General features: G+C 44.0%; 11 protein-coding genes. 1 reads left to right on the plus strand and 10 read right to left on the minus strand.

The annotated features are described in order from the left end of the window. Positions 1–2 precede the first annotated feature (2 nt). From KZC02_RS24655 to KZC02_RS24700, 10 genes are all read right to left on the minus strand, one after another. On the minus strand, positions 3–1,247 hold the full coding sequence (locus tag KZC02_RS24655; protein ID WP_221391104.1) for a polysaccharide deacetylase family protein: 1,245 nt from the start codon (positions 1,245–1,247) through the stop codon (positions 3–5). 117 nt (positions 1,248–1,364) lie between these two features. Next, the gene (locus tag KZC02_RS24660; RefSeq protein ID WP_221391105.1) at positions 1,365–2,708 is read right to left on the minus strand and encodes a neutral/alkaline non-lysosomal ceramidase N-terminal domain-containing protein; all 1,344 of its coding nucleotides are present in this window, start codon (positions 2,706–2,708) and stop codon (positions 1,365–1,367) included. 32 nt (positions 2,709–2,740) lie between these two features. Further along, positions 2,741–3,277, minus strand: a complete 537-nt coding sequence (locus KZC02_RS24665; RefSeq protein WP_221391106.1) for a c-type cytochrome — start codon at positions 3,275–3,277, stop codon at positions 2,741–2,743. Positions 3,278–3,315: 38 nt separating this feature from the next. Continuing rightward, entirely contained in the window at positions 3,316–5,787 is a 2,472-nt protein-coding gene (locus tag KZC02_RS24670) for a PVC-type heme-binding CxxCH protein (protein WP_221391107.1), read from the minus strand. Between the two features lie 142 nt (positions 5,788–5,929). Next, the gene (locus KZC02_RS24675) at positions 5,930–7,576 is read right to left on the minus strand and encodes a RagB/SusD family nutrient uptake outer membrane protein (protein ID WP_221391108.1); all 1,647 of its coding nucleotides are present in this window, start codon (positions 7,574–7,576) and stop codon (positions 5,930–5,932) included. A gap of 21 nt (positions 7,577–7,597) precedes the next feature. Continuing rightward, positions 7,598–10,519, minus strand: a complete 2,922-nt coding sequence (locus KZC02_RS24680) for a TonB-dependent receptor (protein ID WP_229253775.1) — start codon at positions 10,517–10,519, stop codon at positions 7,598–7,600. After that, entirely contained in the window at positions 10,516–10,971 is a 456-nt protein-coding gene (locus tag KZC02_RS24685) for an STN domain-containing protein (protein ID WP_221391109.1), read from the minus strand. The genes KZC02_RS24680 and KZC02_RS24685 overlap by 4 nt, the downstream gene beginning before the upstream one ends. Before the next feature lie 165 nt (positions 10,972–11,136). Then, positions 11,137–12,168, minus strand: coding sequence for a FecR family protein (locus tag KZC02_RS24690; protein ID WP_221391110.1), 1,032 nt, complete (start codon positions 12,166–12,168; stop codon positions 11,137–11,139). Between the two features lie 19 nt (positions 12,169–12,187). Beyond that, positions 12,188–12,742, minus strand: a complete 555-nt coding sequence (locus KZC02_RS24695) for an RNA polymerase sigma factor (protein ID WP_221391111.1) — start codon at positions 12,740–12,742, stop codon at positions 12,188–12,190. A 182-nt stretch (positions 12,743–12,924) separates the two neighbouring features. After that, positions 12,925–13,341, minus strand: coding sequence for a response regulator (locus KZC02_RS24700; protein WP_221391112.1), 417 nt, complete (start codon positions 13,339–13,341; stop codon positions 12,925–12,927). Between the two features lie 166 nt (positions 13,342–13,507). Here KZC02_RS24700 and KZC02_RS24705 point away from each other — a divergent pair, with 166 nt between their 5' ends. Further along, positions 13,508–13,849: a hypothetical protein gene (locus tag KZC02_RS24705; protein ID WP_221391113.1), complete on the plus strand. Its 342-nt coding sequence runs from the start codon at positions 13,508–13,510 to the stop codon at positions 13,847–13,849. The last annotated feature ends 562 nt before the right edge of the window (positions 13,850–14,411 follow it).

The raw sequence follows: 14,411 nt of genomic DNA on the forward strand, positions 1-14,411 counted from the left end.
ATTTATTGTCTTACCGGAACCAGTTTAATTTCTCTTAAATCCAGCAATGCCCCTGTTTTAAAATTAGAAGCGGGACGAAATGTCATTTTATGCTTTCCGGGGCCAAGTTTTAATTGCCCGATTTGCTTCGTTTTAAATGTTTCCCAGGAACCACTTTTTTCTACTTTTCCTATCACAGCCGAAGTTCCCGTTTCCAGGACAAAAGGTTTACCAGCTTCATCGTCAGCAACGGACCAATCCATCATTACGTTGTAAGTGCCTTCCCTGCTTATCTCAACATCCCATTCAATCCGGTCTTCCGCAGTAAACCAGCCGAACGCATTCCATTCCGGCATGAATTTGATCTTTGGGCCAATGCCATTGGCTGATTTTGCCGAAAGCGAAAAAGCACCGTCAGCGTCTGCATGAACCATTTCCGGTTTGTTGACAACCGCTTCTTTCGTTTCATTTTTTACAGATTGAATGTACTTTGCAACCGTCCCAACCGGCGCGAGCCAGATTCCGTTGGCAGGATCTTTGGCATATTCAATAAGTTTTTTTAGCATGGACAATCGGGTTGTCTGTCCGCCGCTTTCACCCATTTCATGTCCTGCCAGTACGAGCCATTGCCCGTTTGCCCGCGTTTGTTCAATTAAAGGAAGTATTTGTTCAAAGTCCTTTCCATCCATTTCCATTCCGGTAAGCTGGGCAAAATCACCAAATTCGGGATCGTTTGGGCCTTCATCAAGCCAGCCACGGCCGGTCAGGAATAGTTCGGCAACAACCGGAATATAACTTTTTGTGTTTACACCCCTGCCCACAAAAGTACCTCCGCAGGGATAAGCGAATACTTCCGGTTTTACACCCAGCAGCTGATAGATACGGTTATTGGCTTCTATAAGTTCGGCTTTCATTTTTTCAAGTGTGTAACCTTCAAGTGCATTGGGCCTTGCCCAGGTAAAATTTCCCGAACATGGATGGTTAACCGAATGATTGCCAATTTCCTGTCCGCTGGAAACCGCTTTTTTCCAGCCTTCCAGTTGCTTTTCCGCTGCTGCCGGCACGAGATAGAACGTACCTTTCACATCATACTGATTCAGAAATGGAATGCCTGTCGTAGCCTGACTTCCCCGCGCGTCGTCAAACGAAAGGCTGAGTGCTATTTTCTTTCCATCCGGCCATTTGAAAGTTTTGTTTTGTGCTAATGCTCCCATAGTGCCAAGGAATAAAAAGCACAAAGAGGTGAAAATTGAAAGGTTTTTATTCATGAAAACGTTGGGGATTTATTTTTTATAAGGGATATTTGCTAACTCAACATATTCTTGATCTCACCGGCGCTCATTTTTTATCGTACATGCGACCAATTCTCAATTCTTATCTCAAAGTTAATCCTGGTTCGGTTTTTTCATTTCTCCCTGAAGGTAATTCATGACCGCATCCGTAAGATCCTGGCCGGCTTTGGGAGAGTAGGGGGTAACGGTTGTTTCATAACCGCCCTGCGCATATTCTTTTTCGGTCAGCAGATAACCCAGCCAGCCGTTTCCATAACCGAAATAGAATGTAAAAGGAAAGGTTGAACGATCGCGGATTTCATTGGAAATTTCACAGAAAAGTTCAAGCGGTGCACTCCATATAGCAACATCCTCGTTGATTTTAAGAAAACGCACGGGCAGTTTTACCAGATTTACGCCCTCTTTCGTAGTGCGGGTATAATTGACCATGTCATCTGTCCAGCCCATTCCTGCTTTCCTGGGTGTTTCCACGATCAGGGTACTCGTACGCAGTTTTACATCGGAGGTCATCGCAAGAATATCTTTATTGGCCTTAATGATTTTATCCCCGAGCATTACTTTAAATTGTGGCAATACACGATTGCCGTTTGGCTGATCGAACTGGCTGTACAACGGAGCGATATTCCCTGCCGCGCCGTTGATGTAAAGCATGGGAACGCCCAGTTTTTCTTCCACATATTCAGCAACTATACCTGGCCCGTCGGCGCTTATTTCTTCAACAGCAGCGAATACAGTACCGTGCATGGCGTAATTGGCGATCAATGTAAGCAGGCTCCCGTCTTCTTTTTCAAGACGGATCAATCCGATTCGGCGGTCTACCGGGCCGTCCGGATTCATGCCCAGCGTAATTTTTCCGTCAGCCAGCCGGGCACGCCGGTTGATGTTGGCTGATGCAAAACCCCAGCCTGTTCCAAGCTTTGCAGGAGTTAATTTTTTTCGTGCTTCGGCAATACCATCAATCAGTTTCTGTTCTACCAGATCGGTATATACTTTGTCAAAATCATGTTTATAACGGTCGCCCAGGAAAACTGAAGGCAAACCCGGAGGGCCTACTTCCGGTGCAGAGTGGGTATGAGTAAAAGTCCACCAAAGATTTACAGGGCTGATTTTTTGCTCTTTCTGAAGCCGCGCTGCTACCTTATCATATTCCGAAGGGGATACCAGCGCAAGGTCCGAGGAAACGATCACAAATTGGGTTACGCCATCGTCCATCATCACGATCCGGTGGTAAATTTTATCATGGACCCCATTGGATTTACGTGGTCCGTAACCCAGTAAATATTGTGAGTCGGTTGGTGTGATATCCACCTTAACTACTGATGCACGAAAACCGGCCATTGAAACCGAAGGCAAGGAAATAAGGAAAATAAGGTAAAGAACTGCGAAAACTATTTTTGGCCTGATCAGAACAGAGGATATGATAAGATTTGAAGTCATGATATTTTTTGAGTTAAAAAGAAAAATAAATTTTAGTGAGCCGCAGTTTCGTCTTTGCCCTGTTTGAGGTATAGCAGCAAATCTGCCATTTCCTGTTGGCTGATCTGATTTTCCAGTCCTGCTGGCATGACGGACATTCCTAGTGCTTTTAAAGATTTAATGTTCGAACGTGCGATGACGGTTTCCTGTCCTCCGTAATTTTTGATGGTCAAAGCCGTGGGGGATTCCGTTGCAATAAGTCCCTGCACTGCTTCACCTGCATGCATTTCTATTGACCATATATCAAAACCATCGGCAATGGATAAATTAGGATTGAGAATATCACCCATTATGGACTCTGGCCGGCGATTACGGATTGTGCCCAGATCCGGCCCATAAGCTGTTCCTGACTTACCGCCGATCTGATGGCATGTTGAACAATTTTTCTGAAAAACATTTCTACCGTTACCAATATTTCCGGTCATGGATAATGCCGGAGAATAAGCCTTGACAACTGCCAGGCGGCCATCATCTTTTTTGGTCAGGAGCAATCTGGAACGGGCTTTTAATGCTGCATTTCCCTGAGCCATCAGTCCCACACTTCTTGGCCAGCCGATGGCAGAAGGGTCTATGATTTTTTTTCCAATGCATCCAGAAGCAAAGTGATCCTGGCTTCATTGACCATAAATGTATTGATCGCCACATTCCTGACGTCAGGAGTAAGGGATGGCCATTGAGCGATCACAAAATGACTGACCGTTTCATCCGGAATTGCACTTAATGTACGTAATGCAGCCAATTGAACAGGAAGCGGCTCAGTTGGTGCGATCATTTTTTTTAATGCATCTGTGTAAAGTTTTGGATTACTCAGGGATAAAAAATTAACCGCCGCCGTGCGGTTTTCGGTAGTTTCTTTTTTATTCAACGCAGTTTTAACCGATTTTTCAATTGCAGCTTTTGTGGAAGCATTCTCCGCTAATCCGTTTATCAGCAGGATTTGTATACTACCTTGCCTAACAGCAGAAGACGGATGATTTGTCGCCGCATTTACCAGTAAACCCTGCTCACTTTTAATTGCGGCGGCAGCTGATTTATTGTTTTTTAACCCAACTGCCAGACCCTGGAGAACAGGTGCCTGCCATCCGCTGATTTTTTCCGTACCTGGTTCCAGTGCTCTTTTAATCGCTGATTTAATATCCGCTGCTGTACCGCCGTTTCCTGTCATGGTGCTTAATCGTTCCACCAAAGAACTGTATGCTGCATCGCCTTTTTGATACCGGTTAAGCACTGCATCAAGCATATTAGTTTTGGAAGAAGGAATTGCCGACAATGCTGCAATTTGCATCCAGGGATCTGCTATATTTTTAAACAAAAGGTTTTCACGCGCTTTGGCAGCTTCCGGCGTATCAATGAATCCCAGCGTACAAAGCAGTTGAAAACGGACTTTTGCATTGTCGTCATTTTGCAGTGCTATCAATGTTTTTTCCAGTTCAGGATTTTTGGCTAAAAATGGCTCCGAAAGTTTAACCGCATTTTCACGAACTCCCGGTGAAGAATCCTGTAATGCCTTCATCAAAAGTGGTGGCTGCAAAACATTCATTCCTTCCAATGTATAAAGGGCGTGTAGCCGTCCCAAAGGATTTTTTTCATTGAGCACCATTTGTTCCAATGCAGTTGTAAGGCTTTTGTCATTGCCGTCGATCAATAAACGTTGTGCATTGCGACGCCACCAGATATTCGGGTCAGCCAGTTTGCCTAAAAGGAATTCGTTCATCCACCTGGTTGATTTCAGCTCTTTTGACCAGTTTGCCGGCTTGGTTCCTTTTGGTGTAATTCGGTAGATCCGGCCTTTGTCGATCCCGTTATAAAGCTGCCCTGATTTGATCACATCTTCCGCCATCCATTCCGGATGTTCAATGATCTGACGGTAATAATCAACCACATAAAGTGCTCCGTCAGGACCGATATACATATTTACCGGACGAAACCACGCATCGGTGGACGCAAGGAATTCTTTATTTTGATAAACACGGCTTGCTGTAAATGTGGCTCCTTTGTCATGGATCACGTCAGCATGGACAATGTTACTCACCGGCTCAGCTACAAACATCACACTATCAAACGGAGCCGGGAAAATTCCACCCTGGTAAGTCCTTGAACCACATGCAGAAGTGAAAACACCCAAATCGGTCAGCAGCTGATTCTGCGGATTTTGGGTAATTGGGAAAACCTCGGCCGCAGTCCCGTGATCGGAGATTGATTGGGCTGCATTGGAAACCAGCAAACCCGGGTTCCTGTTGAGATAAGCGGCAGAAATAACCTGGTGAATAATGTGATTTGCATTGCTAACCAGCAGGTATCTGCCCCAGTTGTCAAAAGTGTGCCCAAACTGTGTATTTGCTGAAAGTATTTCCAGGCCGGCACGGTCTGGCCGCATACGAACGCTTCTTCCACGTGCATTGTCGGGCAGTCGCGGACTGTCTTTTTTGTCTGGAAAGTACACATCACCTCCGCGGTCACCAAACTCACTTTTAAAAGTCTGTGTTGAAACTGCCGGTTCATGTCCAAGGTAAATCCAGTTGTCCAGGCCAAGCACTGGGTTGTTGAGGTTATGCTGCGGATTGGATAATGCAAAACCGGTGATCAATGTATCACGCACATCAGATTTTCCATCTCCGTCGGTATCTTCCAGGTATAAAACATTTGGTGCATCCGTCACGATGATCCCTTTTTTCCATCGCATTACACCGGTTGGCAGCATGAGCCCCTCAGCAAATACGATACTCTTGTCCATTTTGCCATCACCGTCTGTATCCGTTAGAAGTTTTATTTTCCCCGAACCGCTTTTGTCGAGTGGATAACCATGCATTTCGACCACATACATGTTCCCGGCTTCATCAATTTCCATCGCAACAGGATCTGCAATTAACGGCTCACTCGCTACCATTTCTATTTGAAAACCATCTGCAACCTGGAATGTGGCAAGGGCTTGTTCGGGAGGGACTTCGGCATTGAAAACCTTTGGATTACTGCTTGAAGCAAAAAAACAAATACAGACAAGCAATCCGGTTATAGATTTAGGAATATGGTTACCAGTCATTATGATGAATAATTTTGGTTTTACAATTTAATTGAGGAGCAGTAATTTCAAAGACAGACTTTATGCTAATACGTTTGTCGTCCCTGAAATTACCATTCACTCCATGCAAATAATTTAAAAAAGGAAAAGGGATAGGATAATACTAGTAATTAGGGTTTTGGACCAGCTTGGAATTCTGGTTCATCGCCGATTGCGGGATAGGCAAGAGGTAATTTTTATCGGCATAGAACGTTTTGCCGCCTTCGGGTGCCGGAATCACAGTATAAACCGTTTTTCCAGCAACTACCTCGATTTTCATGGCATGCAGCGTACCGTTCAGGTTCTTTTCTGCGAGTTTCAGCCGCATCAGGTCAAACCAGCGCCTTTCCTCAAATGCCAGCTCAACCCGGCGTTCCCGCTGAATGATCACACGCATTTCGGCCTGGGTCAATCCGGTTTTCAGTGCGGGTAATTCCGACCGCATACGTATCTGGTTAATGGCAGAATATACCGTTTCATCCGGTCCAACGGCTTCGTTTTGTGCTTCTGCATAGCTCAGTAACACTTCTGCGTAGCGATAAATAATGAAACTGCCGCTATTCAACAGGTTGTTGCCATTTACCGTGTATTTAGGGTTCAGCGTTTTCCGCAGGTAATAACCGGTATTGGTTGCCTCATTGGTATTACTCAGATCGGTTGCATTCCTGCTGCCAACACCTTGTTTCATAACCATTTCAGCACCGACCCAGATCGACCCGTCGTAGACAATGGACTGATAGAATCTTTTCTCCCGGTTCACATACGGGTTTTGAGGATTGTATCCCGAAGCCGGATCTGTGATTGGCAAACCATTGGCCATCGCATATTCATCCACAAGTTCCTGCGACGGATCGACTCCACCGTACGCTTTCTGCACACCGCCTACCATCCATGGGCCCCATAAACCTTCTTTTCCGCTTCCCAGTGCTGTACCGCCGAGGTATTGTTTTGCAAAAATAACTTCAGCATTGTTATTATTATCTTCGTAAAATTGCGTTTCATAATTCGCAAACAGGCTGTGTGATCCCAGTTCGATTACTTTTTTATTGGAAGCAGCTGCGAGTGCCCAGCGGGCTTTGTCATTGGCAGTATTTTTCAGCGGACTTGCCCAGAATAGTTCGCAAAAACCTTTGAGCGTCAGTGCAGAGGCTTTGGAAACCCGGCCAGCTTCGGCTTTCAGCGGCAGGTCATCCACGATAGCCGCGCATTCATCTACAATGAACTGATACGTTTCTTCGTCGGTGTTACGGGGCCTGAATATTTCTTCGCCCTGCGTGTTCTGGTTCAGTGTATTGGCAATGATCGGTACGCCGCCGTGGGCTGTCCACAACAATTGATAATAATAAGCCCTTAAAAACCTTGCTTCGGCAATTTTTGATTTTTTCCAGGTATCGGGAAACGCTGATGCTGTTACTTTTTCGATAAACAGATTGGCACGGCGGATGTTGGCGTATTGTCCCCACCAGTTAGGCGTATTACTGGCCGTATAAACCGAAGGGGAATATAATACCCGGCTGTCAAGCCCATTAACACCGTTCATGGAATTATCCGTATAGTTTTCCCAGGGATCGAAGAAGTTAAACGGGCCCGGCAATCCGGAATACACATTGTTCAGGAACAAATCTGCCATGCCTGTGTCCGTCCAGACATCACTATCAGCAATCTGGTCTTTGGGGGATACTTCAAGAAAACTTTTGCAGGAAGCTATTCCCAGTATTATGAACAGTAAAGCTACTTTCCCATTCAAATTCATAAATCTATGGAGTTTCATTGTTGTGTCGTTTTTCAAGGATTAGAAAGTAACATTTACACCAACTGACATTACTTTTTGCTGTGGATAACTCCATGCATTTACCTGGGTTATTTCCGGGTCAAAATTTCTTAACTTAGTCCAGGTCAGGATATTCTGGCCGGATACATAGATCCTTGCATTCTGTATTTTGACCTTTTGCGTAATCGCCGGTGGCAGGGAATATGATAAGGTTAGGCTTTTTAACCTTAGGTAGCCAGCATTGCCTACCCAGAAAGAGGAAGTCTGGGTATTGTTGGTTGTTGGCGCGTTGGTGATACGCGGGTTTTTAGCGTTCGGGTTTTCCGGTGTCCAGTAATCCAGGTTCTCCCTTACAGCACCCATGCCGTTGCTGAATGCCCATGCCGCGCTGCCAGCATAATAGTAGTTCGTTTTTGCGGCACCCTGAAACAGGATATCCAGTGTAAAGCCTTTGTATTGGATATTAGGAGAAATACCGTAAATAATGCGGGGAGTTGCCACGGCGTCACCAATCCTGGTCCTGTCATCATCGTTAATTTTTCCATCATTGTTCATGTCCTCATAACGAATATCACCAGGTAAAACCTTACCCCATGGCTGTACTGCAATGCCCGGTTTCAAATTTCCTGCATCATCGAAATCGGCCAGTTGAAAAAAGCCCATTGAATGAAATCCAAATTGTGTTCCGAGTGGTTTTCCGGTTAGCCGGCGGTTGGGATTGTTAAACGTAGCACCGGCTTCAAATACCTGCAGCAGCTTATTTTTGGCATAGGTAAAGTTGCCATTTACAGAAACACGAAGGTCTGATGTGAACCGGTGCGAAGAACCAATGGAAAGGTCGATGCCCTGATTTTGCATGATACCGGCGTTTACCTGGCTCAGGCCAATACCGTATTCCGCCGGAACGATCACATCCGGATTGACGAGCATATTGGATCGTTTTTCATAAAAGTAATCCGCTTCTACACTTAGTAATCCTTTCCAGAATGTACCTTCAATACCAATATTGGTTTTCTTGGCACGTTCCCACGTGATGTTGGGATTAGGCTCATTACGTTCCCGGATGGCCTGAACTGCGTTACCACCCAGAACATAAGCGGGGCCGGCAACACTGTATGTACTCATGTACTGGAATGCACTGCCAGCCAGGGCACCTACTTCGCCATACGATCCCCGTAATTTCAGGTTGTCGATCCAGCGAATGTTTTTCTTGATAAAATTTTCTTCCGATAACCGCCAGCCAAGAGAGAATGCAGGAAAGAAACCGAAGCGGTTTTCAGCAGCAAAATAGTAACTGCCGTCGTAACGTCCGCTTGCTTCAAATAAGTATTTATCGGCGTAATCGTAGGTAACCCGGTAAACCAGGCCCATCTGGCGGCCATAGTTCGCCGTTCCGTTCGTGGTCATATCTGCATTGCTCGAACTGCCCATATTCAGTTCATCAATGCTCAGGTTGTAATTACGGCGGGATGCTCCCAGTGCAATGGTATCGTTGGCTTTGGCCTCAAAAACTGCCAGCGCCCCAATATTGCTTTTACCAAACGATTTGGTATAATTCAGGCTGGCCTGGTACGTGAGTTGCTGGTACTGTCTGTAATTTTGGTTCAGGGATGCTTTGGCCGCGCCAAATATGCCGTCGGTAATATCTTTCGTTACCGTATTGATTGTTGCCAAATGAACCGGTACGGTCCAGATCTTGTCCATGATCATCGTTGGGTCATAAGCAATGGTTCCCTTCGCAGCCAGCCCGGGAATGAAAGGAATTTGCTGTTCAACAGACAATTGGGAATACAATGCGGTCGTGTTTGTTTTCTGATATCCACTGTTGTAAATACTGCCGGTCACATAAGTACCGTTCATGCCATTGCTGAAAAAGAGCGGTCCGTTTTGCAGATGTGAATAACCGATCAGCTCAAAAATACGGGATGTTCCTATTGACGGGTACCGCGACTGCTGTACACGCCCGTTCAGGGTAAAAGAAATCTTGGTGGTTTTGGTTGCCTGGGCATCCAGGTTCATCGACAGATTATAACGTTTATTATTTGTCGAGGGCCACATACCTGCCTGATACTGGTAACCCAGGCTGGCATAGTATTTAATCCGTTCGGCACCGCCCGAAAGCTCAATGTTGTGTGTTGTGATGACAGCATTGCGGTTCACCAGTTCCTTCACATAGTTGTCGGCCGGATATGAATCGTTGTCTGAACCATCTTTGAACTTTTGCAGCGCTTCATCCGAATAAGGTACCGGCAAACCAGCGTTTGCGGCAGCCGCGTTTTTCAGTGTGGCAAATTCGTGACCATGCAGGTAATCGGGCATTACAGTCGGATTCTGGAAGCCAACATAGGCGTTGTAAGTCAGCGAAGGCGTTCCCGTTTTTCCGCGTTTGGTCGTTACCAGCACCACACCGTTCGCCCCGGCAACACCGTATGGCGCTACCGCAGCTGCATCTTTCAGCACGGTGAAGGTTTCAATGGTGTTAGGATCAAGCTGTTGAAAATTTCTTGGAATACCATCTACCACAAGCAAAGGCTGGTTGTTGCCCGTCGATGAAACCCCGCGGATGTAAATACTGGAACCATCCCTGCCCGGCTCACCGGAAGCCTGCTTTGCGATCACACCGGAAATCCGGCCGCCTAAGCCGTTACTCAGGTTGGTAAGCGGCGTGGCTGCAATCTGTTCTCCCTTCAATGTGGATACAGCAGCCGTCACCGACGTTTTCTTTTGCGTTCCGTATCCTACAACGACCACTTCACTCAATGCTTTGATACTGGCTTTCAGGGAAACGTCCAGAACGGTCCTGTTGCCCACTGCAATTTCCTGGCTTTCGTAACCTACAAAACTGAAAATCAGGATGGCAGATTCGTCCGTGTCTGCGAGTTCAAATTTTCCATCGACACCACTGACGATGCCCCGCTGTGTACCTTTTATAATAACGCTCACACCGGGTAAGGCTTCACCCTTTTCATCTGTGATCGTTCCCGTGAGGTTTTTTTCGCATCAATGTCAAACGGGGCGTTAAGGCTTTCCATCGGTTTTTTATGCAGCAGGATCCTGGAATCTACTACCTCAAACGAAATCTGGATCGGCGTCAGCAACTCGTCCAATACCTTTGAAAGAACCCGATTGGAAGCACTCAGTGATACTTTTTGTCGTGCCTGAATACTATTCGTGCTGTAAATAAATTTCACATTGGCCTGCTTTTCGATTCGGCTCAGGATATGCCTTACTTCCACGGATTCCATCTGAATGGATATTTCCTTCCGAAGTATTTCCTGGGCACGCGTGTCCAGTGCCAGTGAAATATCACAGAAAAGGGCAGCTAGCATTAACTGCAAAACAGTTATTCGCATGACATTAATTAAAATCCGTTTGACAGATACATTTTTTTGCATAATTTTAAATGTTTTTGATTTTTTACAGATTCATGAACACTATCATCCTAATCAGAATTGACGTTCTGCAAGGATGTTTGCAAAGCCAATGATGCTCGTAACATCATTGGCTTTTTCTTTCAACAGGTTTTATTACATAGGCAAAGTTTTTAGTGGTCCTGACAGCTATTTATTACAGCCATCGCCTTTGATAAAAAAAGTGGTGCCCCTCAGCTCGTAACTGGCGTTCACCGATTTACAAATAAATCTTAGTTGTGTGTGCAGGGAAAGTCCTGTAAGGTCTCCCGTAAAAATGCAATCGTTCAGCGACGGATTTTCGACAACGATCTCAACTCCGTATGCTTTCTGGATTACCGACAAAACCTGTAAAAGCGAGGCGTCTTCAAATATCAGTTCAAACTTTTTATCCTGTGAGATTTGCAGTAAAGGGATTTCCACCAATTCAGGAAGCAGTTTTTTGGATTCCTTGTCGAAAGTTATTTTCTGGTTTGGCCTCAAAATTACTCCGTTCCGGTTATGCGGTGCTTTTTGTTTGTTTTCATACACCGAAACGCGGCCACTCACTACTTTAACTTCGATCGTCCTGGAATTTTTATAAGATTTTACATTAAAACTTGTTCCCAGAACTTGGGTAACCAGCTCACCCGTGTACACAAAGAACGGACGTGCCGAATCTTTTTGGACATCAAAAAAAGCTTCCCCTTCCAACTCGACTTCACGCAGTTTTTTGTTAAAATGTTTAGGGTATTTCAAACTGCTTTCTTTCGTTAGCGTTACTACACTTCCATCTTCCAGCGACACTTTCCTGCTGTGGCCCGAAGTGTTTTTTATCACTGCATAATCTTTAATCAAAGTAAAACCCGGATCATCAGAACCGTCTTTTGCAGCGATACCTGTGCTGAACTGCTGCAAAAAATCAGGATAGATAACGGCCACGCTGAACAGCACCGTTAACATCGCGGCAACTGCGAGCCAGCGCCAGCCAATTGTACTAAAACCAGAAGGTGCCGAGAGGACGGATAAGTGTATACGTTTCCATATTTTTTTCTCTACAATTTTTTGTTCCGACTTGTTAATGGGCGTTTTTTTGTTGGCAAGTGCGGTATCGGTCCATTCCAGTATCTGGCTTTCCTCTTCGGGCCCGCATTCACCGGAAAGGTATTTCTGCAACAATATATCGAAGTCGTGTTGATTCATTAGGTGCTTATTTCTGGCCTTAGTTATCTGAATTGTAAATTTTTAACTGGTCTTTCAAAACTTTGAGAGACTGTGTGATATGGTACTCAACTCCTTTCTCTGTAAGGCTGAGTTTTTTGGCAATATCTTTTACTGACCGGTTTTCAAAACGGCTGAGCCGAAAAACTTCGGAGGTCTTTTCCGGTAACTTTTTCATGACCTCATCCACCGCCTTAGACAGATCAGAAAAATGGACAATTTCATCCGTGCCGTACGATTGCTGAATTTCGTTCAGTATCAGATATTCCTGGTATTTTCTTTGTGTAATAGACGACTTGATGTAGTTCGTTACGCGGTGTTTCATGGATACCACCAGATAAGCCCGCAAATGTTTGATGACCGATTCCTCCCGTTTACACCAAAGATTTTCAAACACGTCCTGTACGAGTTCTTCCGCTTCCTCCCTGGTGCCGGTTTCCTGGTATGCGATTGCGTACAACCTATACCAGTATCGGTGGTATATTTCTTCAAAGGCTTTTTCCTTGCCAATCCGAAGAGAATCTACTAATTGTTCATCGGTAAAACGTTTGTACATAGGTTTCAAAATGCTAATATGCTCTAAAGGCAACTAACAAGATAAAATCCCTAGTCATTTTAACAGAAAATTTTGAGATTTTTTAAAAATGAAGAATATTATACTATTTAAGCTTAGTTTAGGATAAATAAATATTGGTTTCCCATCCTGGTGAGGCAGTTCGAAAAACCTGTTCACTGCATTTATTTCTGTCTTAAATAAAAATCAGTCTCATTTTTAGTTGTTTCCAGTATCATTTTGAGCTCATCGGCAAATTCCTCAACAGTATCCGGTTTTTTTAAAAAGTATTTGTTCTTAAACTCATCCGGATTTTGCAGGTAGGGCATGCAGCCGGAATAAAAAATGACCTGGCTATTGGCCAGCGGTAGCTGTCTGAGATTGAACAAACATTCGGCACCGTTCATAGCCGACAGGTTCCAATCTATAAAAAGGAAATCCGGAATTGAAACATTAACCGCTTTTAAGCTCTGAAAAGCGTCCATACAATCATAAGTAAAGATACAATTTACCTGTAAACAGGTTTGCCGGATGGCCATCTGAAAAATAACGTGATCGTCCGGATCATCGTCAATTACTAAACATGTTATTGTTTCTTTCATTGCTATATTTATACTCCCTCAACTAATATTAAAACCATGCCACAATATAAATTTTAGACCTGTTTTAGAAGTTGTTATAACGGCTCTCAAAGAAATATTTAGCATGAAAAATGTAGTGTCATAAATTTTTTTTAAAAGTTTAGAAACTATTTTTATCGCAGAATTTATGTTTCATTCAGCCAATAAGGGGATGGATAAAATTGAATTACTGGAACGAAAAATCAAATTAGTCAGGCAGCAATTTGACGAGTTGAATGCATTGTTTGCAGTCCAGCAAAAACTTGCCCACACGATCCGGGAAGATTATCTGAATTATTTGTTCAATGCAGAAACAGTACTACCTTCCCAAAGAAAACAGCGGATTTTAGAAAGCAACACCAAAATTGCTGAGCTAATCCATCTTTGCAAATTAGAGCGTTCAAATTTGAAGGAACGCCACCTCCAACAAATAGCCGAACTGGAAAAGCTGGAAGATGAAGATCAGGTAAAATTTTCCAATACAGATTAGTAAAACGCAAAGATAGCAGCACCGGATCGTACAAAAACTGTAAATCAAAGAATTCAACCACTGGCAAGCTAGTATTTTTGATTCATGTTGATATTATAATATCCTATGGTTAATAATATAACTCACCCATCAATCTTATTAACCGGCTAATAGCAATGTTTTGCTAAGTTTTATCAGTGAGTATGTCCTCATTCAATTAAGTCTTCCTTTTAACTACTGTATTAATTTAGTTAGACGAAATATTTTGGCTGCCTGGAAATTCTTAGATCAAAAGATCATTCCAACAAAAAGCGTTTTTGAAATATCTGTTTCGGCTTTACCGTGACCATTATTGTGAATGCATAGTAATTTTTTTTAAAATTGGAATTGTGACCCCGGTTATTATTTAGCGTATAACTAAACACGGTAGATCTTTAAAATCGAATTAATACGATGCCATTTCGATAAAAATTTAGATAGTAGGTCTTAAATAGAATAAATATTGAACTCTATACGAAGTTGTTTTATAAAGGGCTCTTTAACCGGTTTTTGTATTAATTTACCGTTTTGCAGGCAATGGTTA

This window comes from Dyadobacter sp. NIV53 (assembly GCF_019711195.1).
Classification (GTDB): Bacteria; Bacteroidota; Bacteroidia; order Cytophagales; family Spirosomataceae; genus Dyadobacter.